The sequence below is a fragment of the Paraburkholderia piptadeniae genome (assembly GCF_900007165.1).
GTDB lineage: Bacteria > Pseudomonadota > Gammaproteobacteria > Burkholderiales > Burkholderiaceae > Paraburkholderia > Paraburkholderia piptadeniae.
The window spans coordinates 42,813-62,654 of record NZ_CYGY02000062.1 but is presented as its reverse complement, the minus strand read 5'-3'; the positions used below and the strand labels follow the sequence as shown (position 1 = coordinate 62,654).

Here is a 19,842-nt window from a genome sequence, read left to right as displayed (position 1 = left end):
TCGCTGGAGCCGCGGGAAACGGACGCCAGCGCCCACGCGCGACGCGCTGCCTGTACGCCCGCTTGTACGCCCGTTTATAAGCCGGCTTCAGGCAATGGCGCCGCGCATCGAATGCAGCATCGCATGACCCACATTTCTTCAAGGCCCGCCCACCCAGCGGCGCTCCACTCGCGATGAGCCGCGCCTGGCTGATCGGCGCCGGCCCCGGCGACGTCGAACTGCTGACGCTCAAGGCCGTCCGCGCGCTCGCGCAGGCCGACGTCGTGCTCGTCGACGATCTCGTGAATCCCGAAGTGCTGCAATTCGCGCGCGACGACGCGCTGATCGTCCACGTCGGCAAACGCGGCGGTCATGCATCGACGCCGCAGCCCGCGATCGTCGCGATGATGCTCGATCAGTTGCGCATGGGCCGCAGCGTCGCGCGTCTGAAGGGCGGCGATCCGTTCGTGTTCGGACGCGGCGGCGAAGAGCAGCAGGCGTTGCAAGCGGCTGGCGTGCATGTCGAGATCGTCAGCGGAATCACGGCGGGCATCGCCGCGCCCGCGGCGATCGGCATTCCCGTCACGCATCGCGACTACGCACAGGGCGTGATCTTCGTCACGGGCCACGGCGCGGGCGAGCACGAAGCCGACTGGCCGGCGCTCGCCGCCACCCGGATGACGCTCGTGATCTACATGGGCATGCGCCGCCTGAACGACATCGCCGATGCGCTGTTGCGCGCGGGCATGTCGCCGGATACGCCGTGCGCCGCGATCGAATCGGCGACGCGGCCCGAGCAGCGTCACGTATGCGCGGTGTTGCGCGATCTCGTCCAACGAGTCGCGGATGCGGGCCTCGGCTCGCCGTCGATCGTCGTGATCGGCGGCGTCGCGTCGCTGGCCGCGCCCGTCGATGCATTGCTTCAGCACGCGTCGTCATGACGGGGCTCATCGTGGGCATCGGTTGCCGGCGCGGCGTATCGGCTGAACAGATCGAAGCGGCTGTGCGCGATGCGCTCGGCGATACGCTGCCGTTCGAAGCGCTCGGAGCCGTCGCAACTATCGATGTGAAAGCCGACGAAGCCGGCCTCGTCGCGTTCTGCGCACGCCATGCGTTGCCGTTGCGCATCTTCACGCGCGAACAGATCGACGCGCTCGATACACGCACGAACGGATCGCAAGCCGTGCGCGAGCATATGGGCGTCGATGGCGTCTGCGAACCGTGCGCGCTGCTCGCGACACCAAACGGACGGCTGCTCGTGCACAAACGCGCACGCGATGGCGTCACGGTCGCGATCGCATGCTCTACTGATGCCGACCGCACCATACATCAGCACTCAAACGAAACACACCAAACGAAGGACAATCGATGAAGACCGATCCCGAATCGCATGCACGCATGACGCAGCGCCGCCGCGAAGGCCACGAGAAGAAGCAGGCCCAGGCAACCGTCGAAAAAGGCCTGCTGATCGTCTACACGGGCACGGGCAAAGGCAAGTCCACGGCCGCGTTCGGCATGGCCGTGCGCGTGCTCGGCCACGGCCTGAAGCTTGGCGTCGTGCAGTTCATCAAGGGCGCGCTGCATACGTCGGAGCGCGATTTTCTCGGCGCCCAGGCGAACTGCGATTTCGTCACGATGGGCGACGGCTACACCTGGAACACGCAGGACCGCGAGGCCGACATCGCGACCGCGCGCAAAGGCTGGAACGAAGCGCGCCGCATGATCGAAAGCGGCGAGTACCAAATGGTGATTCTCGACGAGCTGAACACCGTGCTGAAGTACGAATATCTCCCGCTCGATGAGGTGCTAAGCGTCGTCAATGCGCGGCCCGAGATGCTGCACGTCGTCATCACGGGACGCCATGCGCCCGACGCGCTGATCGACGCCGCCGACCTCGTCACCGAAATGCGCCTCGTCAAGCATCCGTACCGCGAGCAGCACGTGAAGGCGCAGCGCGGCGTGGAGTTCTGAACGATGCCCGCGTGCCCCGCTCTCTTCATCAGCGCGCCGGCGTCGGGCCAGGGCAAGACGACGATCACGGCTGCGCTCGCGCGGCATCATCGGCGGATGGGGCGCAACGTGCGCGTGTTCAAGACGGGCCCGGATTTCCTCGATCCGATGATCCTCGCGCGCGCGAGCGGCTCAAGCGTGCTGTCGCTGGATCTGTGGATGGTCGGCGAGCGTGCATGCCGCGCGCTGCTCGCCGAAGCGGCGCGCGATGCAGATCTGATCCTGATCGAAGGCGTGATGGGCCTCTTCGACGGCACGCCGAGCAGCGCCGATCTAGCCGCGAAATTCAACGTGCCCGTCGCCGCCGTGATTTCAGCGAAAGCGATGGCGCAGACCTTCGGCGCGGTCGCGTTCGGCCTTGCGCGCTTTCGACCGGACGTGCCGTTTCATGGCGTGTTCGCGAATCGGGTCGGCTCCGCGCGTCACGCGCAGATGCTCGAAGAATCGTTGCCCACCGATCTGAAGATGCTCGGCTATCTGTCGAGCACCGATGCGATCGAATTGCCCGATCGACATCTCGGCTTGCTGCAAGCCGAGGAAATCGGCGATCTCGACGCACGGCTCGATCGCGCGGCCGATGCGCTCGCATCGACCGCGCTCGCACAACTGCCGCCTGTCGTCACGTTCGACGAGCCCGCGCACGAAGCGCCGCTGCCGCGACTGCTCGACGGCATGCACATCGCGGTCGCGCGCGACGCCGCGTTCGCGTTCATCTATCCGGCGAACGTGCAGCTGCTCGAAGCGCTGGGCGCGCGCGTCACCTATTTCTCGCCGCTCGCCGACGAGCCCGTTCCCGTCGATGCGAGCGCGCTCTATCTGCCCGGCGGCTATCCGGAACTGCATGCGCCTACGCTCGCAGCCAATGCGCGCAGCGCGGCATCCGTCCGCGCGCATGCCGCCGCGGATAAAACCATCGTCGCCGAATGCGGCGGATTGCTGTATCTGCTCGACAGCGTCACCGACACGCAAGGCGTCACGACGCCGATGCTCGGCCTGCTGCCCGGCCATGCCGCGATGCAGACGCGCTTCACCGCGCTCGGCATGCAGCAGATCGACGACAGCGTGCATGGCACGATGACGGGCCACACGTTTCACTACTCGCGCGTGAGCACGCCGCTCGCGCCCGTGCGTCACGCGACGCGCGCGCAGTCCGACGCGCCCGGCGAAGCCGTCTATCGTCAGGGTTCGATCGTCGCCACTTACATGCACGGCTACTGGCCGTCCAACCCGGCCTTCGCGGCTGCCCTCTTCCATGGCCGAGCCTTTTGACGACGCCGAACGCGCGGCGGTCTACCGCGCGATCTACGAGCGGCGCGACATGCGCCACTTCGTGCCAACGCCCGTCGATCCCGCCGTGCTCGCGCGCCTCGTCGACGCCGCGCATCACGCGCCGAGCGTCGGCTATATGCAACCGTGGCGGATCGGACGCATCACCGATCCCGCGCTTCGGCAGAAGCTGCATGCCGCCGTCGAACGCGAGCGCGTGCTGACAGCGGATGCGCTTGGCAAGCGGCGCGACGAGTTCATGAAGCTGAAGGTCGAAGGCATGCTCGAGTGCGGTGAACTGCTCGTGATGGCGCTGATGGACGGCCGCGAGAAGCACATCTTCGGACGGCGCACGCTGCCGGAAATGGATCTGGCTTCGGTGGCGTGCGCGATCCAGAACATGTGGCTCGCGGCGCGCGCCGAAGGGCTTGGAATGGGCTGGGTGTCGCTGTTCGATGCCGACGAAGTGCGCGCGATGCTCGGCATGCCGGAGGGTGCGCGGCCCGTCGCCATTCTGTGTCTAGGGCATGTGGAGCGTTTCTATCCCGAGCCGATGCTCGAATCGGAAGGCTGGGCGAAGCGCATGCCGCTCGATGCGTGTCTCTTCGAGAACACGTGGCGCGATCAGAAATCCGCTTGCGAAGAAGCGCCGTCGATGCAGTCGATGCAGCAGCGGGCGCACGACGACGCGCGTTGAGCGCCGCGCGAAAGCCCTTGCGCGCGCCGCTTACGTCTCGCCCTTCTCGATGCGCTCGAGGCGGTAGCCGTAGCCGTAGATCGGCATCAGCCGATAGCCGTTCTCCGGGCGCAAGCCGAGCTTCGTGCGCAGCATCGACACGTGTGTGTCCATCGTGCGCGACGGAATGGCGGCCGCCTGTTTCCAGATTGCATCGAGAATATGCGAGCGCGACAGCGGCCGGCTCAGATGCTTGAACAGCAGCAGCGCGAGTTCGAATTCCTTATGCGTGAGCGTGACGGAATGGCCGCGCACATGGACGCGCTTAGAGCCCGGCTCGAATTCGTATTCGCCGAACACTTCCTTCCCGGCCACCAGCCCCTGGCTTGTGCCGCGCAACAGCATGCCGACGCGCGCGAGCAGCGTCGCCGCGCTAATGGGCTTGACAAGGCAATCGTCGACGTCCGCTATCTGGTCGGACGTGTCGTCTGCGCTCGTCAACAGGAGGACAGGCAGACGCTCGGCGAGATTCTCGCGGACCCAGTGCAGTACATGGCCAGCCGACAGGCCCGGCGCATCGCGATCGAGCACGAGCAGATCGAACGGCTGGCTACGCAGTTGCCCGATCAGCGCCTGTCCATCGTCGAACGCATGGCACGTGTGCCCCGCCGCCGACAGCGTCCCGCACACGAATTCGGCTCGCGCCCGTGTCTCCTCCAGAACTGCAATTCTCATAAAACCCCGCAACGCTCAATCGTTGTTTCCGTCCGACCGGGAAATCGTGGATGAAGGACCACAACCGGCAATATGAAATTGGAACTCCACATTGGACTGATTGTTCAAGTCCTGCATCGATTGCGGGCCAATTCCTTCACATTGCCCGACAATGCCTTGATCGCCCGATATTGCTTTAATGCCTTCGCACCCCATTACGGCTCATCGAACAGCCGGTTATAAGAGGCGCGAATTCGACTTCTTTTGACCGCCTCTAGCGAGCGGATTTTTCTTGCAATTTGCTGTCTGCGATACTTCACCGGCTAATCGTGCCGCTGCCCTGAAACGAGCGCCACTGCTCGCTTTGCGGGGAGTGTCACAGCTCTTCGCAGCTGGAAATGACTGGCAGGCGACTGATAACCAGCCGGCGAACAAGGCCGCCCGTACATGCGGCACCGCATCACAAACGTCCTTTTGCGGATTTAACATTCGCGCAATAGAGAGTTCGTGCCAATTACCGGAAAGATTTAACAATTCAAGCGTCGTCGTTGACGCTTTCATTTAAATCGGGGTGAAGATTATTAGAACGAATTCAATCAGTCAATTAACCTCTCATTTTTGTGCAGCCGGTGAACCATTTCGTTAAATCGGTCGATGGCGGCGATAAGCGGCTTATCCAGGCTTCACAGGCCCACGCGCGGGCCCAGGACAGTTCCTCTGATCCCGTTAGCGGCTCTTGCGGCGCTGCACTTTAGGTCCGTGGCTGATGCCGTCCGCCGCACGCAATCAGAGGCCGGCCCCACCTGGCACGGGCGCCGCGCAGATCACTTCGACGCCTGCCGCCGTCAGAACCTTCGACAGCGCCGCAGCGGGCGCGACATCCGTGACCAGGATGTCGAGACCATCCGGGCCGAACACATGAGCGAGCGCGCTGTGGCCGAATTTCGTGTGATCGGCGGCGATGATGCGCCGCTCCGCTTGCGAGAACGCGGCAAGCGCAAGCGCGGCATCGGCGGGTTGCGCGTCCATGAAGCGCCCCTTCGCGTCGATGGCCGTCACCGACACGATCGCATAACGCACATGGAATTGCCGGACGAAAGCGAGCGCGCTCTCGCCAACAGCGGACGCGTCGTCGGCGCGCAGTTCGCCGCCCGCCATCAACACGCGGTTGCCGTTGCGCGGCGCGAGCAGGCGCGCGATCTCGGCGGAGTTGGTCACGACCGTCAGGCGCGAATGTGATTCGAGCGCGTGCGCGATATGCACGCAGGTCGTGCCGCCGTCGAGCAACACCGAATCGCCGTCGTCGATCATCTGCGCGATGCGCGCCGCGATCGCCCGCTTGGCGTCGCGCTGCTCGACCATGCGGCGGCCGAACGGCGGCTCGTCGAGTTGCGCGGGCAACATGATGCCGCCGTGCACCTTGACGAGCAGCCCTTCGGCGACGAGCGGCTTCAGGTCGCGACGGATCGTTTCGTCGGACACGGCGAACGTGTTCGCCAGATCGGTGATCGTGCAGGTCTGTTGCGCGCGGACGAGCCGCAGGATCTCGTTCTGTCGGTGGGTGGCGAACATCGGCAGCGGCGGTTGGAAATTGGCGCGAGTCTAGCAGACACGCCCGCGCGAGGCCAACACAAATCCAAGCAATTCCACATTGCATAGCTCTAGCCGCTTGCTCCATGCTGCCCAAAAACGTTGCAATGTGCGCATTTTTGCGGCAAAGTACGCGACAACACATTTCCACATGATTCAACTCAATTCCACACACTCCAGCGAGGTCCGACACATGTCAACCAATCTTCCGACGCAGGCGCGCGTCGTCATCGTGGGCGGCGGCATCATCGGATGCTCGCTCGCCTGGCACCTCGCGAAGCTCGGCTGGACGGATGTCGTGCTGCTCGAACAGGGCCAGCTGTCGTGCGGCACGACGTGGCATGCGGCCGGGCTGGTCGGCCAGTTGCGGGCGCAGGAAAGCATGACGAAGCTGATCCGCTATTCGACCGCGCTCTACGCCGGGCTCGAAGCGGACACGGGACTCGCGACGGGCTGGAAGCAATGCGGCTCGCTGTCGGTGGCGCGCACGGCCGAGCGGATGACGCAGCTGAAGCGCACAGCCGCCGTCGCGCGCGCATATGGCGTGACGTGCGACGTGATCGGCCCGAAGGAAGCGGGCGAACTGTGGCCGCCCATGCGCACCGACGATCTGCTTGGCGCGGTCTGGCTGCCCGGCGACGGCAAGGCGAACCCGACCGATCTGACGCAGGCGCTCGCGCGCGGCGCACGGCGGCGCGGCGCGCGCATCGCCGAGAACACGCGCGTCACCGCGATTCACACGCGGCAGACGCGCAAGGGCCGCGAGGCGAGCGGCGTCGCGTGGCGCGACAAGGCGGGCAACGAAGGCACGATCGCGGGGGAGATTGTCGTCAATTGCGCGGGCCAGTGGGCGAAGGCGGTGGGGCGACTGTGCGGCGTCACCGTGCCGCTGCATTCGGCCGAGCACTACTACATCGTCACGGACAGGATTGCGGGCGTGCATCCCGATCTGCCCGTGATGCGCGACCCGGACGGCTACATCTACTTCAAGGAAGAAGTGGGCGGCCTCGTGATGGGCGGCTTCGAACCGGATGCGAAGCCGTGGGGCATGAACGGCATTCCCGAGAACTTCGAGTTCCAGTTGCTGCCCGACGACTGGGATCAATTCCAGATCCTGATGGAGAACGCACTGCAACGCGTGCCCGCGCTGGAGACGGCCCAGGTGCGCCAGTTCTACAACGGCCCCGAGTCGTTCACGCCCGACAACAACTTCATCCTGGGCGAAGCGCCCGAGCTGCGCAATTTCTATGTCGGCGCGGGATTCAACTCGATGGGGATTGCGTCGGCGGGCGGCGCGGGCATGGCGCTCGCCGAGTGGATCGTCGCGGGCGAGCCGACGATGGACCTGTGGCCCGTCGATATTCGCCGCTTCGCGCGCTTCAACGGCAACGACACGTGGCTGCACGACCGCGTGAAGGAGACGCTCGGCCTGCACTACGCGATGCCCTGGCCAAACCGCGAACTCGACAGCGCGCGTCCCTTCCGGCGCTCGCCCCTTCATGCGTTGCTGCGGGATGAAGGCGCATGCTTCGGCAGCAAGATGGGCTGGGAACGCGCGAATTTCTTTGCGCCGACGCGTGAGCAGGCGCGCATCGACTATGCGTTCGGCCAACAGAACTGGCTGCCCTGGAGCGGCGACGAGCATCGCGCATGCCGCGAACGCGTCGCGCTCTTCGACATGACGTCGTTCTCCAAATTTCTCGTCAAGGGACGCGATGCCGAAGCGGTGTTGCAACACATCGCCGCGAACGACGTCGCGGTGCCGCCGGGCACGGCAGTCTATACGGGCATGCTCAACGCGCGCGGCGGCTACGAATCGGATTTCACGCTCACGCGTCTCGCCGCCGACGAATATCTGCTCGTCACGGGCTCCGCGCAAACCACGCGCGACTTCGACATGATCGACAAACGCATTCCGCACGACAGCGACTGCATGCTCGTCGACGTGACCAGTCAATACGCGGTGCTCGCGGTGATGGGACCGCGTGCGCGCGATCTGCTCGCGAGCGTGTCGAAGGCCGCCTGGAGCCATTCGGCGTTCGCGTTCGGGCAGAGCCGCGAAGTCGATATCGGCTATGCGACGGTGCGCGCGACGCGCATCACGTATGTCGGCGAACTCGGCTGGGAGCTGTATGTGCCCGTCGAATTCGCGGTGGGCGTCTATGAAACGCTGCATCACGCGGGCGCGCGTTTTGGCCTGAAAAACGCGGGCTATTACGCATTGGAGTCGCTGCGCATCGAGAAAGGCTATCGCGCATGGGGACGCGAGTTGTCGCCGGATACGAATCCGTTCGAAGCGGGACTCGCGTTCGCGTGCAAGCTCGACAAGGACATTCCGTTCATCGGGCGCGATGCGCTCGCCAGGCTGCGCGACGAGCCGCTGCGCAAGCGTCTCGTCGTGCTCACCGCAGATGGCGCGAGCGATCGCATGCTATGGGGCGGCGAGGCAATCGTGCGCGATGGCAAGGTGGCGGGCTTCGTCACGTCGGCGGCGTTCGGGCATACGCTCGGCTGCCCGGTCGCGATGGGTTACGTGAAGCGCGACGACGACGGCGCGCTCGACGAAGCGTGGCTCACGAGCGGCCGCTATCTGATCGATGTCGCCGGCGATCTGCTGCCGGCGACGCTGCATCTGAAAGCGCCATACGATCCCGCTGCGGCGCGCGTGAAAAGCTGAATCGCACGCCGCGCGAACGCAACGCCTGCACTAGCGCGCAACGATCAGCCGTCTCTCGCCGTTGCGGGCGATATCGCGCGGTGTCACGCCGAGCAGCCGCTTCATCCAGTGCGCCATGTGGCTCTGATGTGCAAAGCCGGTTTCGAGCGCGACCTGGCTCGCGCTCAGGCGCCCTTGCGACAGCAGCGCTTGCGCACGCTCCACGCGCCGCTGCACGACATGCCGATGTACGGGCACGCCGAACGTCTCGCGAAACAGCACCTTGAAATGTGGAACGCTCAGTGCGACGAGCGCGGCGAGTTCGGCGAGCGTCAGACGTTGGTCGAGATGCGACTCGATATAGTCGCTCACGCACGCGGCAGCACGCGGCGACAGCGTGCGTCTTTTGTCGTCGCGTGGGACGCCCGCGCCCGCGAGCCGCACGATCATTGCTGTGCACAGGCTCTCCGCGTAGAGTGGATCGGATGCGTATTCGGCTTCGAGTTCCGCGCGCATGGCCCAGGCCAGATGCTGAAACCGCGCGTCGCGCATCTGGAACTGCGGGCGAATCTGCGCATCGGCTGCGCGCAGGCCGAGCTGGTCGAACGTCTCGCGCGCGAAATCGTCGGCAATCCAGATGCGCAAGATCGTACAGCTCGCGTCATCGGACCACTCGCCGTCGAGCCCGGCCGGAATCACATCGGCATCGCCATGCGCCTGAATGCGCGCGTAACGGTGGCCGTTGCATCGGCACACGGCTCTCACAGGCGCACCGACATGCACGCCAACGCGATGATGCGCCATCGCCGGAATGCGATGCGCGCCGGCCGCCACTCCGACCAGTTCCGCGCCGAAACCGGACCAGCCGAGCGACGCGCTCGAACGCAAGCTCTCACGCGCGCCGGAGTGCGGCACCAGCCGACGGTTGACTGCATTCATCGCCTGCCCCTTCAGTGATCGTTCAGATTGACGCATTGTGCTTGGTTTCGCGCCAGCCTGCAGGCCGTCGATTCATTTGGACCGCCGTCGCGTGCAGATCGTCATCCGGATCTGCTGTTCTGCATCCGTGCATGCGCGCTTCGAACGTCGTCGCGGCTTACGCTTGGCGCCATCTTAACGATCAAGGAGCCGGACTATGTTCGTGATTTTTGGCGCATCGGGCAACGTGGGACGCACGGCGGCAACGGCATTGCGGCACGCAGGCCACGCCGTGCGCGCCGTTGTGCGAAACCCTGCCCAGCGCGAGGCGCTGGAGCGCCTCGGTTGTGAAGTCGTGCTGGGCGATCTGACGGATGAGGCATCGGTGACGCGCGCGCTCGTCGGCGCTCGAGGCGTGCAGATGCTGTGTCCCGTGCCGCATCGTGACCCCGATCCTGCCGGCACGATGCGTCGCACGGTCGATGTGGCAGCCGGCGCGCTGCGCGAGCATCCCGAGGTGCATGTCGTTGCGCTGTCCGACTATGGCGCCGAACTCGATGCGGGCACGGGCATCACGATGCTTTTCCATCACCTCGAAACGGCCTTCCGCGAAGCTGTGCCACGCCTGACGCTGCTGCGCTCGGCAGAGCACATGCAGAATTGGGCGCGCGTGCTGCCCGCCGCGCTCTCGACGGGTTTGCTGCCGAGCCTGCATCATCCCGTCGACAGGGCGTTCGCGTCGGTGTCGGCGCACGATGTCGGCATGCTTGCCGCACAGTTGCAGATCGAGGGACATGGGGACGATGCCGTCCGTGTCGTGAGCATCGAAGGCCCCCGGCGCCACGATGCGAACGGCGTCGCCCGCGCGTTGAGCGTCGTGGCCGGGCGCGCCATCGTCGCATGCGCGTTGCCGCGCAGCGAGTGGACGGCGACGCTCCTGCGCGCGGGACTCAACGCCAATCACGCGCAACTCATCGTCGATCTCTACGACGCGCAGAACGCGGGTCGCATCGATGTCGAAGCGGGCGCAAGCGAGCGGCACTTCGGCAAGACCGAACTGCGCGAGGTGTTTGCCGCGCTGGTGTCCGCGATCGACGCGCGCTAGATGCCGTCGAATACGCGCGCCTCTCTTGCGAGGAGCTTCACATGCAGTGCTGTCCTTTGTTGCGCATGAGCCAGGACGCTTCGGCTCGAAGCCGTGATGCGGGTCACGACGCTGCACGGGCGCTGTACGCGTTCGCGACGCATCTGGCCGCGCGGCTCGGATGGTATCGGCTGGAACAGATGTTGAACGCGATTCCCGACAACAACGATGACTTCATGATCTTCTGAAGCCACGAAAACAAATGGCCTCGCCATCGGCGAGGCCATTACGTGGATGAAGCGAGACGCATGAGCGTCACTCGTTTTCCTCGAAATAGTGCCCAAACTTCACCTGTTTCGTGCGGATATAGCGCTCGTTCTCTTCGCGCATCGGAATCGCCAGTGCAACCCGTTCGCAGACGGGAATGCCATGCTTCGACAGCGTGTCGAATTTCTTCGGGTTGTTGCTCATCAGGCGCACGGACGTCACCTTCAGCAGCCGCAGAATGGCGGCCGCCGAATCGTACTCGCGCGAGTCTTCGGGCAAGCCGAGGTCGAGATTCGCCTCGACGGTATCGCGGCCCTGCTCCTGCAATGCATACGCGCGAATCTTGTTCGACAGCCCGATGCCGCGTCCTTCATGTCCGCGCAGATAGAGCAGCACGCCGCAACCTTCGGCTGCGATATAGCGCAGTGCGAGATCCAGTTGTTCGCCGCAGTCGCAGCGATACGAGCCGAGCACGTCGCCCGTCAGACATTCCGAATGCAGACGCGTAAGCACCGACTGTTTGTTCGCGACATCGCCCATCACGAGCGCGACATGTTCTGCGCCCGTGTCGTTCACACGAAACACATAGGACGTGAAAATGCCGTAGCGGGTTGGAAGCGTGGCCGTCGCGTCGAGCGCGACGCATTCGCCGGTAAGTGCGCCGTCTGCTTGCGACGGCTCGTGAGACATGGGCATGGCGTTAGCGGTATTGCGGACATGAACCCGTGAACTAACGGGGATGAAGACCGGTTAGAAAAGAAACCGGCGGAACAAGGTACAGAGCGGAGTTTACCGCTAAACGGTGAATTCTACCTGTCGCCTGCTTCGCGATGGTGCGCGCGAGCGGTGCGGCGCATCCGCCATTGCAGGAAATGGAACGAACGAAGCCGAACGAACATGGCACTTATCCATCGCGTTGTCGTTTGCATGACATGCGTGCCGGACCCCACGGAACCAGGCGAAGCGAGCGTCGCCGCAGCCGCCATCGACGCCTATACTTGATCTGCGCTTGATCTGCGCTTGACGTGCCCCCTCCTTCACCCCAGCGCGCCGCGGCCGGGCGTGCTGCACTGCAAACGGAGCCGCTCCATGACTAGCGTTGCACAAGTACTCAAATCGAAGCCGAATCAAGACGTCTTCACGATCGAGGCATCCGATTCCGTCTACAACGCCATCAAGCTGATGGCGGAAAAGCAGATCGGTGCGTTGATCGTCAAGGAGAACGGGTCGATTGCGGGGATCGTCACCGAACGCGACTATGCGCGCAAGATTGTGCTGATGGACCGCTCGTCGAAGACGACGGCCGTACGCGACATCATGAGCAGCGCCGTGCGCTTCGTGACGCTGGAGCAGACCACCGACCAATGCATGGCGCTGATGACCGAGCGCCGCATGCGACACCTACCCGTAATGGAAGGCGACAAGCTGATCGGCATGGTGTCGATCGGCGACCTCGTGAAGAACATCATCGCCGAGCAGCAGTTCACGATCCAGCAGCTGGAGCACTACATCCACGGCGCGTAAAAGCGCTTTCGCCCGCTGCTGTCGCACTTCGCGTTTCGCCGTCGCGACCGGGACAACGGCATTTGACGCGCGCAACGCGCCGCCCGTCAGTCCGTTCGCTCGCGCCAACAAAAAAAGCCCAATCCGCGAGGTTGGGCAAAGCCACCTTGCGGCGGCGGAGGTTCAAGTTTTCGTCGACGGCGACACGGCCACGGGCTTCCGAGCCCCGCGCCGCGCCGCGCCGCCGTCGCGATGAATGTCATGCACGCTTCATTGTGCTTCGAAAGCACGCATGCAGGGCCGCGAACTTCGCGGCCCCTGGACAACACGATTAATTGCCGAAGTAGACGTTTTGCGCCGGGCTCAGCCGCTTTGCGGCGCCCGATTGCGACGAACCGTTGGTCGCCGCACCGTAACCTGTATCGGCGACGGGCGCTTGCGCCACAGCGCCGTTCTGCGCCTGGACGCGTGCTTCGGCAGCCTGGATGTCGGCCGGATACCTCGGATCGGAAGCCGTTGCGGGGTTATAGCCTGCCTTTTCCAGCTGGATCAGTTCCGAGCGAACCTGTGCGCGAGTGACGGGCTGGTTCGACTGCGCGAACGAAACGACGGGAGCGGCGAGAACAGCAGCAATGGCGACAGCCTTGATCAGCGATTTCATGATAACTACCTCCGATGGTTGTTTTATCAGCAGCTTCACACACCTTGTGTGAAGCCAGTGAAGTCAGTGTAGCCATCGGCGAACCGAGGGAAAACCCCTATATCGGAGATACTTAATTGCGCTGAGTGCAAAAGTCGTGCAGCCTCGCGAGCCGTCACCGGTCGATTCAAGGGACGCAGCGCGGCAATAATGACGGGGCACATCGGCGTTTGCCCAGCAATGTGGCAAGCGTGCCGGCTGCCACATGCCACGGCGGACGGGACATCGACGGGCCTTCGCGAAGCGCGGCGGCACCGCGCCGCGCAGGTCATCCCGCTGACAGCAGCTTGCGCGGCCCGCTGACGAACGGGCTGCCCGGCTCGTAGAAGCGCAACAGACGATGCGTCTCGCGCGCAATCCCGATGCGCGTCGTCACCGCGAATGGCGCCGGCTTCCTGCCGACTGCGCCGAGCCACAAGCCGCGCCCCGTGCAGAGGTCGGCGCCGTCAAAGCCCAGGTCGATGCCCAGCGCAAGCGCGAGCCTGCCGGGACCGCGCGCGAGATCGCGCGGCTTCGTATCCGGCCGGCGCGCCTGCATCCATTCGATGCCCTCGACGGGCTCCAGCGCGCGGATCAGCACGGCGGCCCCCGTCCCTTCGCGCTCGCTGACCACGTTGATTACGTTGTAGATGCCATAGGTGAGCCGCACGTACGCGTGCCCGCGCGCGAGGAACATCGAGCCGTTGTACGCGCGCCGCCCGGGCCACGCGTGATTGGTCGAATCGCCGACGGGATACGCCTCCGTCTCAACGATGCGCCCTGCCACGCGCCCTTCGCGCAGATCGTGGACCAGGTATTTACCCAGCATGAAGCGCGCAAGGTCAACCGTATCGACGGGTAGATCGTTGCGACGAAGAGGAACGATAGGAAGCGTTGTCGTGACCATGCGAGGATTCGTCGGTAGCGAACGGGTCGGCCGCGTGGACTACACAGTTTGCAGCATGATGACGCGCCGCCATATCCATGCACGATGCACGCAATCCGGCACGAATGGCGTCGATCCGGCGCCCATCCGTTGTACCGATGCCTCATCTCGATGGCCCCATGTCTTCACTATGGAACCAATTGAGGTATCGTTACTGTCCGGCCAGCCGCATCGGTGTTCCGGCCTGCCTGATCGGCAAGCCACCCGATGCCTATCCAACCAGCAGCATCTTTCCGTTTTCATCGCGAAGTACCGAAGTGGTAGTGCAGTGGTATCTCGTATGACGGCCCGTTTGCCGGGTCCGTTCAAGCGCGACACCGTCGCAAATCATGACAACAGGAGAAAGTGTATGAAGGCGATTCAGGCAATCAAGTTGGTAGGTGGCGCGCTCGTGGTTCTGGCGTCGATCAACGCCTATGCTCAGGCAAGCGACGTCGACATGACCAACCAGCCCAGCGCGAAACAGACCCAGAAGGCAGCGAAGTCGGCTGACCGCGCGCTGGCGAAGAAGGTGCGCGCAGCGCTGTCGAAGAGCAAGGACATCAGCGTCGCCAACATCACGGTCCGCGCGAGGAGCGGTGCGGTGACGCTGCAGGGCTCGGTGCCGGAGCAGCCGCAAGTCGACAAGGCCACGCAGGTCGCGCAAAACGTGGAAGGCGTGACGTCGGTGAAGAACGCGCTGACGATCCGCCCGGTCGGGCAATAAGTTCAACGCAAGGCCTCGGGGGCTCGCGACGCGGGCGCCCGGATCATGCACGACACACACCGCTCTTCGTCGCGAGGAGCGGTGTTTTTCTTTGCACGTCGCGCATCGTGACCTGAGCTGTCATACACGCGGCGAACCGAACTGCTTTAATTTCGGGTACGCGCGGCTCATGAAGCTGCGCATCCGCGCCCAGGCCATCCGAACAACGATAACGGACTGAAACGCACATGGCATCGACATCGCCCGTACTGCCCCGCTGGACGATCGCGGCTCCTCTGCTCGCGTGGGTCGTGCTCGGCGGCGCTTATGCGCTGCCCGGCAACGGGGTGCTGGTGGCGCTCGCGGCCATCGCGCTCGGGTGCTCGGTATTCGCGGGCGTGCATCATGCGGAAGTGGTCGCGCATCGCATCGGCGAGCCGTTCGGCACGCTCGTACTCGCCGTCGCCGTGACGGTGATCGAGGTCGCGCTGATCGTGTCGGTGATGCTGTCGGCCGGCCCGGAGAAAGCGGGACTCGCGCGCGATACCGTGTTCGCCGCCGTGATGCTCGTGTGCAACGGCATCGTCGGCGTCTGCCTGCTGTTCGGCGGACTTCGCCATCGCGAACAGGGCTTCCAGATTCGCGGCGCGAGCGCGGCGCTGGCCGTGCTCGCGTCGTTGTCGGGGCTGTCGCTCGTGATGCCCAACTACATCAGCGTCAATCTCGGGCCTGCGCTCAGCGCCTCGCAACTCGCGTTCGCGGGCGTGTCTTCGCTGGTGCTGTACGGCGTGTTCGTGTTCGTGCAGACGGTGCGCCACCGCGACTACTTTCTCGCCGATGCCACCGGCGACGAAGACGCGCACGCCGCGCCGCCCAGCGCGCGCATTGCGCTGACGAGCAGCGTATTGCTGATGGTGTGCCTCGTCGCCGTCGTGCTGCTCGCGAAAGTGCTGTCGCCCGTCGTCGAGCGCGCGGTGCTCGAAGCGGGCGCGCCCATCGCCGTGGTCGGCATCGTGATCGCGGCGCTCGTGCTGTTGCCCGAAGGGCTTGCTGCCGTGCGCGCGGCACGGGCCAACCGCTTGCAGACGAGCCTGAATCTCGCGCTCGGCTCGGCCCTCGCGAGCATCGGGCTGACAATTCCGACCGTCGCGCTGGTGTTCATCTGGATGGACCGTCCGCTCACCCTCGGCATCACGGGCAGGGACACCGTGCTGCTCGCGCTGACACTGCTGATCAGCACGCTCACGCTCGGCACGGGACGCACGACGATCCTTCAGGGAGCCGTGCACCTGTCGCTGCTGGCCGCCTATCTGTTTCTGTCTTTCGTGCCCTGATGCATCCGGGCATCGCGAACCCGGAGTCTTCCGTTCGCGACGCGCAAGCAGCCAGGCCGCCGCTCAGCCCGCCCAGTGCCGGTCGATCCAGTCGCGAAACAGATTGACCTTCTGCTGATGCGCGACGCTGTCCGGATACACGAAGTAGTAGCGCGCGCCCGTCGTGAGCACGGCATCGAAGGGACGCACGAGACGCTGCGCGGCCACGTCTTCTTCGATCAGAGCGAGATCGCTGATCGCGACACCGAAGCCTTGCAGCGCGGCATTGGTAGCGAGATCGAGCGTATCGAAGCTCGGGCCGAGATTCGCGTCGACGTCGCGCACATCCACGTATTCGAGCCACATCTTCCAGTCGCGATGATCGCGCGTCGGATGCAGCAGCGTGTGGCGCGTGAGATCGGCGGTACTCGCGAGCGGCTTGTCGTGCAACAGCTGCGGCGCGCACACAGGCGTCAGGCGCTCTTCGAAGAGCGGCACCGACTGCACATCCGCGCCCGCCGACGTGCCATAGACGATCGCGGCATCGAACGGCTCGACCTGGAAATCGACATCGTGCTGCCACGTCGTCGTGATCTGCACGTGAAGATCGGGATATTCGGCCTGGAACTGCATGATCTTGGGCAGCATCCAGCGCATCACGCAGGTCGGCACCTTCAGCGCGAGATCGGTGCGCTGGCGCGTGAGGCGCAGCGATATTTCTTCGATCCGCGCAAAGCTCTCCTTGACGGCGGGCAGCAGCAACTCGCCTTCCGCCGTCAGCGTGAGGCCTTTCGCGTGGCGCTTGAAGAGCGGGAACCGGTAGTAGTCCTCGAGCGCGAGAATCTGGCGGCTCACGGCGCCCTGCGTGAGACACAGATGCTCGGCCGCGCGCGTGAAGCTGCGATGGCGCGCCACTGTCTCGAAGATCTGCAAGGCGTTCAGGGGCGGAAGTCGTCGCATTGGCGTGGATCGCATCAGTAAAAATCATCGGGCATGCTTCTTTGACGGACAACACGCGGCCGACCATCCCCAAGCATACGCGATCCAAAAATCGCCGAGGTCCGTTCGTCATGCACGGCGCTCATGCGTCATCGCCTTGGGGACAACCCGTACGGCATGAGCGCACGTCATGGCGCCCATGCGCAGATTTCGATTGTTCGCGGATTTTGGCAAACCTAGAGTGACCCTCACCGAAGTTCCTGCCGTCCCAACCATCAACGAAAGGATGCACCGATGACCCTCGCCGCCCTCTACCGCCGCCGCTTCTCCCACGCGTTCGCGGCCTTTGCCTTGACGGGCGCGGCGCTGTCCGCGTTCGCGCCGCTCGCGCATGCGGATGCGCTCGACACGATCACGAAGGCGGGCGTCGTGCGCGTCGGCGTGTTCGAGGACTATCCGCCGTTCGGCTCGATCGGCCCCGACATGAAGCCGCAAGGCTATGACATCGACGTCGCGAACCTGATCGGCAAGTCGCTCGGCGTGAAGGTGGAGCTGGTGCCCGTGACGGGCGACAACCGCATGGCCTATCTCGCCGACCACAAGGCGGACATGCTGCTGTCCGTCGGCCAGACGCCCGAGCGCGAAAAGGTGATCGACTTCTCGCAGCCCTACGCGCCCTACTACCTCGCCGTGTTCGGCCCGAAGACGGTGAAGGTGAAGGACGCGAACGATCTCGCGGGCAAGAGCATTTCGGTTGCGCGCGGCACGCTGGAGGACCTGAGCGTGACGAAGATCGCGCCGCCGTCGGCGAACATCAAGCGCTTCGACGATCCGAACGGCGCTATTTCTGCCTTCCTTTCTGGTCAGGCACAGTTGATGGTCGTCGGCAACGACGTGGGCGCGACGATACTCGCGCGCCATCCCGCCAACGATCCCGAGCAGAAGTTCTCGCTGTTCAGTTCGCCCGATCATGTCGGCTTGAACAAGAACGAACCGCGCCTGCTGAAGAAAGTCGACGAGACCATCGCGCGCGCCCGCAAGGACGGCACGATGAACGCGATTTCGCAGAAGTGGCTGCGCGCGCCGCTGCCGGAGAATCTCTGAGTCCTCGCTTTGAAGTCCTCTCGCGTTGAATTCCACTTGATCGCCGATTTCACGATGAGCCGCATACGATGAGTTACGCGTTCGATTTCAGCAGCTTCGACATGTATGCGGGCATGCTCGTGCGTGGCGTCGGCGTGACGCTCGCGCTCACGGCCGTCTCGACCGTGCTGGGCGGCCTCGTCGGCATTGCGGGCGCGGCGGCGGCCGCGTCCGGTCCGAAGTGGGCGCGCGCGCTGATCGCGACGTATGTCGAGCTGATTCGCAACACGCCGTTTCTCGTGCAACTCTTCTTTGTGTTCTTCGGGCTGCCTGGCCTCGGCATCCACATCGACGAAATCGAGGCCGCGATACTCGCGATGACGGTCAATCTCGGTGCGTACGCAATCGAAATCGTGCGCGCGGGTATCGATTCGATTCCGCATGGACAGGTTCAGGCCGCGCAGGCGCTCGGCCTCGAGAGGCGCCAGGTGTTTCGCCATGTCGTGCTGCCGCAGGCGGTCGCCAACGTGTTTCCCGCGTTGCTGAGCCAGGTGCTGATCGTGATGCTCGGCTCGGCAGTCGTGTCGCAAATCTCGGTGCCCGATCTGACCTACGCGGCGAACTATATCCAGTCGCGCAACTTCCGCTCGTTCGAGGCATACGTGATCATCACCGCGACGTATCTGGTGCTGTCGATCGTCTTGCGTCAACTGCTGAACCGGCTCGGCAAGGGGCTTTTCGCAGGGCGCGCGGCCCGCTCCACGGATGCGCCGCGTGGCCTCTTTCGCAACCTCCTCGCATGGCGCGGCGCGCGCCCGGCGCCGTCGACGGAGCGCCCGTCATGATCGAATTCACGCTGTGGGACATCGCGCGCAACCTGCTGCTCGCCGCGCGCTGGACGGTGCTGCTGTCGCTGATTGCGTTCGTCGGCGGCGGTATCGTCGGGCTGTTGCTGCTTGCGATGCGCGTGTCGCCGTTGCCGTGGCTGAGGCGCATGGTCGTGCTGTACGTCGAGCTGTTCCAGGGCACGCCTTTGCTGATGCAGCTCTTTCTCGCGTTCTTCGGCTTGCCTTTGCTCGGCGTCGACGTATCGCCTTGGGTCGCCGCGACCGTCACGCTGACGCTCTACACGAGCGCGTATCTCGCGGACATCTGGCGCGGCTGCGTCGAAGCCGTGCCGCGCGGACAGTGGGCTGCGGGCGCAAGCCTCGGCATGACGTTCGGCCAGCAGTTGCGCTATATCGTGTGGCCGCAGGCGCTGAAGATCGCCGTCGCGCCGACGGTCGGCTTTCTCGTGCAAGTCGTCAAGAGCACGGCGCTCACGTCGATCATCGGCTTCATCGAACTCACGAAGACGGGCACGATGATCACCAACGCGGCGTTCCGGCCGTTTCCGATCTATGGAATGGTCGCGCTGCTGTACTTCGCGATGTGCTTTCCGTTGACGTGGTACGCGCGGGTGCTGGAGCGCAAGCAGAAGGTCGGGCAGCATCGCTGATGTTTTTTGTTGCGAAGGCGCCTGCTTTGAAAATGC

General features: G+C 64.5%; 21 protein-coding genes. 14 read left to right on the top strand and 7 right to left on the bottom strand.

The annotated features are described in order from the left end of the window. Window positions 1–173 precede the first annotated feature (173 nt). The 5 genes from cobA to bluB are packed head-to-tail and all read left to right on the top strand — an operon-like array spanning window position 174 to window position 3,952. Window positions 174–920 carry a uroporphyrinogen-III C-methyltransferase gene (cobA, locus tag BN2476_RS30040; RefSeq protein ID WP_087737853.1) on the top strand — a complete coding sequence of 249 codons (747 nt, stop codon included), beginning with the start codon at window positions 174–176 and terminating at the stop codon, window positions 918–920. Beyond that, on the top strand, window positions 917–1,351 hold the full coding sequence (locus BN2476_RS30035; protein ID WP_087737852.1) for a cobalamin biosynthesis protein: 435 nt from the start codon (window positions 917–919) through the stop codon (window positions 1,349–1,351). Before cobA ends, BN2476_RS30035 begins: the two co-directional genes overlap by 4 nt. Continuing rightward, window positions 1,348–1,950 carry a cob(I)yrinic acid a,c-diamide adenosyltransferase gene (gene cobO, locus BN2476_RS30030; RefSeq protein ID WP_087737851.1) on the top strand — a complete coding sequence of 201 codons (603 nt, stop codon included), beginning with the start codon at window positions 1,348–1,350 and terminating at the stop codon, window positions 1,948–1,950. Before BN2476_RS30035 ends, cobO begins: the two co-directional genes overlap by 4 nt. A 3-nt stretch (window positions 1,951–1,953) precedes the next feature. Further along, complete coding sequence (locus tag BN2476_RS30025; protein WP_087737850.1) at window positions 1,954–3,258, top strand: cobyrinic acid a,c-diamide synthase CobB; 1,305 nt, start codon at window positions 1,954–1,956, stop codon at window positions 3,256–3,258. Beyond that, window positions 3,242–3,952 carry a 5,6-dimethylbenzimidazole synthase gene (gene bluB / locus BN2476_RS30020; RefSeq protein ID WP_087737849.1) on the top strand — a complete coding sequence of 237 codons (711 nt, stop codon included), beginning with the start codon at window positions 3,242–3,244 and terminating at the stop codon, window positions 3,950–3,952. Before BN2476_RS30025 ends, bluB begins: the two co-directional genes overlap by 17 nt. A 30-nt stretch (window positions 3,953–3,982) precedes the next feature. On the opposite strand, the gene BN2476_RS30015 is transcribed toward bluB, so the two are convergent. Next, window positions 3,983–4,666, bottom strand: coding sequence for a response regulator transcription factor (locus tag BN2476_RS30015; protein WP_087737848.1), 684 nt, complete (start codon window positions 4,664–4,666; stop codon window positions 3,983–3,985). Window positions 4,667–5,431: 765 nt separating this feature from the next. Further along, entirely contained in the window at window positions 5,432–6,217 is a 786-nt protein-coding gene (locus tag BN2476_RS30010) for a DeoR/GlpR family DNA-binding transcription regulator (protein ID WP_087737847.1), read from the bottom strand. A gap of 211 nt (window positions 6,218–6,428) precedes the next feature. On the opposite strand from BN2476_RS30010, the gene BN2476_RS30005 reads away from it, so the two are divergent. Further along, complete coding sequence (locus BN2476_RS30005; RefSeq protein WP_087737846.1) at window positions 6,429–8,912, top strand: GcvT family protein; 2,484 nt, start codon at window positions 6,429–6,431, stop codon at window positions 8,910–8,912. 30 nt (window positions 8,913–8,942) lie between these two features. On the opposite strand, the gene BN2476_RS30000 is transcribed toward BN2476_RS30005, so the two are convergent. Further along, complete coding sequence (locus BN2476_RS30000; RefSeq protein WP_087737864.1) at window positions 8,943–9,830, bottom strand: AraC family transcriptional regulator; 888 nt, start codon at window positions 9,828–9,830, stop codon at window positions 8,943–8,945. A gap of 196 nt (window positions 9,831–10,026) precedes the next feature. Between BN2476_RS30000 and BN2476_RS29995 the strand changes: the two genes are divergently transcribed. Both BN2476_RS29995 and BN2476_RS45785 read left to right on the top strand, forming a co-directional pair. Next, the gene (locus BN2476_RS29995; protein ID WP_087737845.1) at window positions 10,027–10,914 is read left to right on the top strand and encodes an NAD(P)H-binding protein; all 888 of its coding nucleotides are present in this window, start codon (window positions 10,027–10,029) and stop codon (window positions 10,912–10,914) included. Window positions 10,915–10,955: 41 nt separating this feature from the next. After that, window positions 10,956–11,141, top strand: coding sequence for a hypothetical protein (locus BN2476_RS45785; protein WP_143811075.1), 186 nt, complete (start codon window positions 10,956–10,958; stop codon window positions 11,139–11,141). A 67-nt stretch (window positions 11,142–11,208) separates the two neighbouring features. Here the strand turns inward: BN2476_RS45785 and ribA are convergent, their stop codons facing one another. Continuing rightward, window positions 11,209–11,850 carry a GTP cyclohydrolase II gene (gene ribA, locus BN2476_RS29990; protein ID WP_087737844.1) on the bottom strand — a complete coding sequence of 214 codons (642 nt, stop codon included), beginning with the start codon at window positions 11,848–11,850 and terminating at the stop codon, window positions 11,209–11,211. A gap of 399 nt (window positions 11,851–12,249) precedes the next feature. On the opposite strand from ribA, the gene BN2476_RS29985 reads away from it, so the two are divergent. Further along, the gene (locus tag BN2476_RS29985; RefSeq protein ID WP_087737843.1) at window positions 12,250–12,684 is read left to right on the top strand and encodes a CBS domain-containing protein; all 435 of its coding nucleotides are present in this window, start codon (window positions 12,250–12,252) and stop codon (window positions 12,682–12,684) included. Between the two features lie 310 nt (window positions 12,685–12,994). Here BN2476_RS29985 and BN2476_RS29980 read toward each other — a convergent pair whose 3' ends face one another. Further along, a complete protein-coding gene (locus BN2476_RS29980) occupies window positions 12,995–13,324 on the bottom strand; it encodes a DUF4148 domain-containing protein (RefSeq protein WP_087737842.1) in 330 nt (109 codons plus the stop codon). A gap of 307 nt (window positions 13,325–13,631) precedes the next feature. Beyond that, window positions 13,632–14,249 (bottom strand): DNA-3-methyladenine glycosylase, encoded by a 618-nt coding sequence (locus tag BN2476_RS29975; protein ID WP_087737841.1) that lies wholly within the window; start codon window positions 14,247–14,249, stop codon window positions 13,632–13,634. 388 nt (window positions 14,250–14,637) lie between these two features. On the opposite strand from BN2476_RS29975, the gene BN2476_RS29970 reads away from it, so the two are divergent. Continuing rightward, window positions 14,638–14,994, top strand: coding sequence for a BON domain-containing protein (locus BN2476_RS29970; protein ID WP_087737840.1), 357 nt, complete (start codon window positions 14,638–14,640; stop codon window positions 14,992–14,994). Window positions 14,995–15,221: 227 nt separating this feature from the next. Continuing rightward, a complete protein-coding gene (locus BN2476_RS29965; RefSeq protein WP_087737839.1) occupies window positions 15,222–16,307 on the top strand; it encodes a calcium:cation antiporter in 1,086 nt (361 codons plus the stop codon). A gap of 63 nt (window positions 16,308–16,370) precedes the next feature. Here BN2476_RS29965 and BN2476_RS29960 read toward each other — a convergent pair whose 3' ends face one another. Next, on the bottom strand, window positions 16,371–17,246 hold the full coding sequence (locus BN2476_RS29960; protein WP_087737838.1) for a LysR substrate-binding domain-containing protein: 876 nt from the start codon (window positions 17,244–17,246) through the stop codon (window positions 16,371–16,373). A 273-nt stretch (window positions 17,247–17,519) separates the two neighbouring features. On the opposite strand from BN2476_RS29960, the gene BN2476_RS29955 reads away from it, so the two are divergent. From BN2476_RS29955 to BN2476_RS29945, 3 genes are all read left to right on the top strand, one after another. Beyond that, complete coding sequence (locus BN2476_RS29955) at window positions 17,520–18,329, top strand: transporter substrate-binding domain-containing protein (RefSeq protein WP_087737837.1); 810 nt, start codon at window positions 17,520–17,522, stop codon at window positions 18,327–18,329. A gap of 68 nt (window positions 18,330–18,397) precedes the next feature. Then, a complete protein-coding gene (locus BN2476_RS29950; protein WP_087737836.1) occupies window positions 18,398–19,153 on the top strand; it encodes an amino acid ABC transporter permease in 756 nt (251 codons plus the stop codon). Continuing rightward, window positions 19,150–19,806 carry an amino acid ABC transporter permease gene (locus BN2476_RS29945; protein ID WP_087737863.1) on the top strand — a complete coding sequence of 219 codons (657 nt, stop codon included), beginning with the start codon at window positions 19,150–19,152 and terminating at the stop codon, window positions 19,804–19,806. Before BN2476_RS29950 ends, BN2476_RS29945 begins: the two co-directional genes overlap by 4 nt. Window positions 19,807–19,842 lie beyond the last annotated feature (36 nt).

What these genes read in the sequence shown, in the direction of transcription:
- cobA (WP_087737853.1), top strand. Translation starts at nt 174, where the DNA reads ATGAGCCGCGCCTGGCTGATCGGCGCCGGCCCCGGCGACGTCGAACTG.
- BN2476_RS30035 (WP_087737852.1), top strand. Translation starts at nt 917, where the DNA reads ATGACGGGGCTCATCGTGGGCATCGGTTGCCGGCGCGGCGTATCGGCT.
- cobO (WP_087737851.1), top strand. Translation starts at nt 1,348, where the DNA reads ATGAAGACCGATCCCGAATCGCATGCACGCATGACGCAGCGCCGCCGC.
- BN2476_RS30025 (WP_087737850.1), top strand. Translation starts at nt 1,954, where the DNA reads ATGCCCGCGTGCCCCGCTCTCTTCATCAGCGCGCCGGCGTCGGGCCAG.
- bluB (WP_087737849.1), top strand. Translation starts at nt 3,242, where the DNA reads ATGGCCGAGCCTTTTGACGACGCCGAACGCGCGGCGGTCTACCGCGCG.
- BN2476_RS30015 (WP_087737848.1), bottom strand. Translation starts at nt 4,666, where the DNA reads ATGAGAATTGCAGTTCTGGAGGAGACACGGGCGCGAGCCGAATTCGTG.
- BN2476_RS30010 (WP_087737847.1), bottom strand. Translation starts at nt 6,217, where the DNA reads ATGTTCGCCACCCACCGACAGAACGAGATCCTGCGGCTCGTCCGCGCG.
- BN2476_RS30005 (WP_087737846.1), top strand. Translation starts at nt 6,429, where the DNA reads ATGTCAACCAATCTTCCGACGCAGGCGCGCGTCGTCATCGTGGGCGGC.
- BN2476_RS30000 (WP_087737864.1), bottom strand. Translation starts at nt 9,830, where the DNA reads ATGAATGCAGTCAACCGTCGGCTGGTGCCGCACTCCGGCGCGCGTGAG.
- BN2476_RS29995 (WP_087737845.1), top strand. Translation starts at nt 10,027, where the DNA reads ATGTTCGTGATTTTTGGCGCATCGGGCAACGTGGGACGCACGGCGGCA.
- BN2476_RS45785 (WP_143811075.1), top strand. Translation starts at nt 10,956, where the DNA reads ATGCAGTGCTGTCCTTTGTTGCGCATGAGCCAGGACGCTTCGGCTCGA.
- ribA (WP_087737844.1), bottom strand. Translation starts at nt 11,850, where the DNA reads ATGTCTCACGAGCCGTCGCAAGCAGACGGCGCACTTACCGGCGAATGC.
- BN2476_RS29985 (WP_087737843.1), top strand. Translation starts at nt 12,250, where the DNA reads ATGACTAGCGTTGCACAAGTACTCAAATCGAAGCCGAATCAAGACGTC.
- BN2476_RS29980 (WP_087737842.1), bottom strand. Translation starts at nt 13,324, where the DNA reads ATGAAATCGCTGATCAAGGCTGTCGCCATTGCTGCTGTTCTCGCCGCT.
- BN2476_RS29975 (WP_087737841.1), bottom strand. Translation starts at nt 14,249, where the DNA reads ATGGTCACGACAACGCTTCCTATCGTTCCTCTTCGTCGCAACGATCTA.
- BN2476_RS29970 (WP_087737840.1), top strand. Translation starts at nt 14,638, where the DNA reads ATGAAGGCGATTCAGGCAATCAAGTTGGTAGGTGGCGCGCTCGTGGTT.
- BN2476_RS29965 (WP_087737839.1), top strand. Translation starts at nt 15,222, where the DNA reads ATGGCATCGACATCGCCCGTACTGCCCCGCTGGACGATCGCGGCTCCT.
- BN2476_RS29960 (WP_087737838.1), bottom strand. Translation starts at nt 17,246, where the DNA reads ATGCGACGACTTCCGCCCCTGAACGCCTTGCAGATCTTCGAGACAGTG.
- BN2476_RS29955 (WP_087737837.1), top strand. Translation starts at nt 17,520, where the DNA reads ATGACCCTCGCCGCCCTCTACCGCCGCCGCTTCTCCCACGCGTTCGCG.
- BN2476_RS29950 (WP_087737836.1), top strand. Translation starts at nt 18,398, where the DNA reads ATGAGTTACGCGTTCGATTTCAGCAGCTTCGACATGTATGCGGGCATG.
- BN2476_RS29945 (WP_087737863.1), top strand. Translation starts at nt 19,150, where the DNA reads ATGATCGAATTCACGCTGTGGGACATCGCGCGCAACCTGCTGCTCGCC.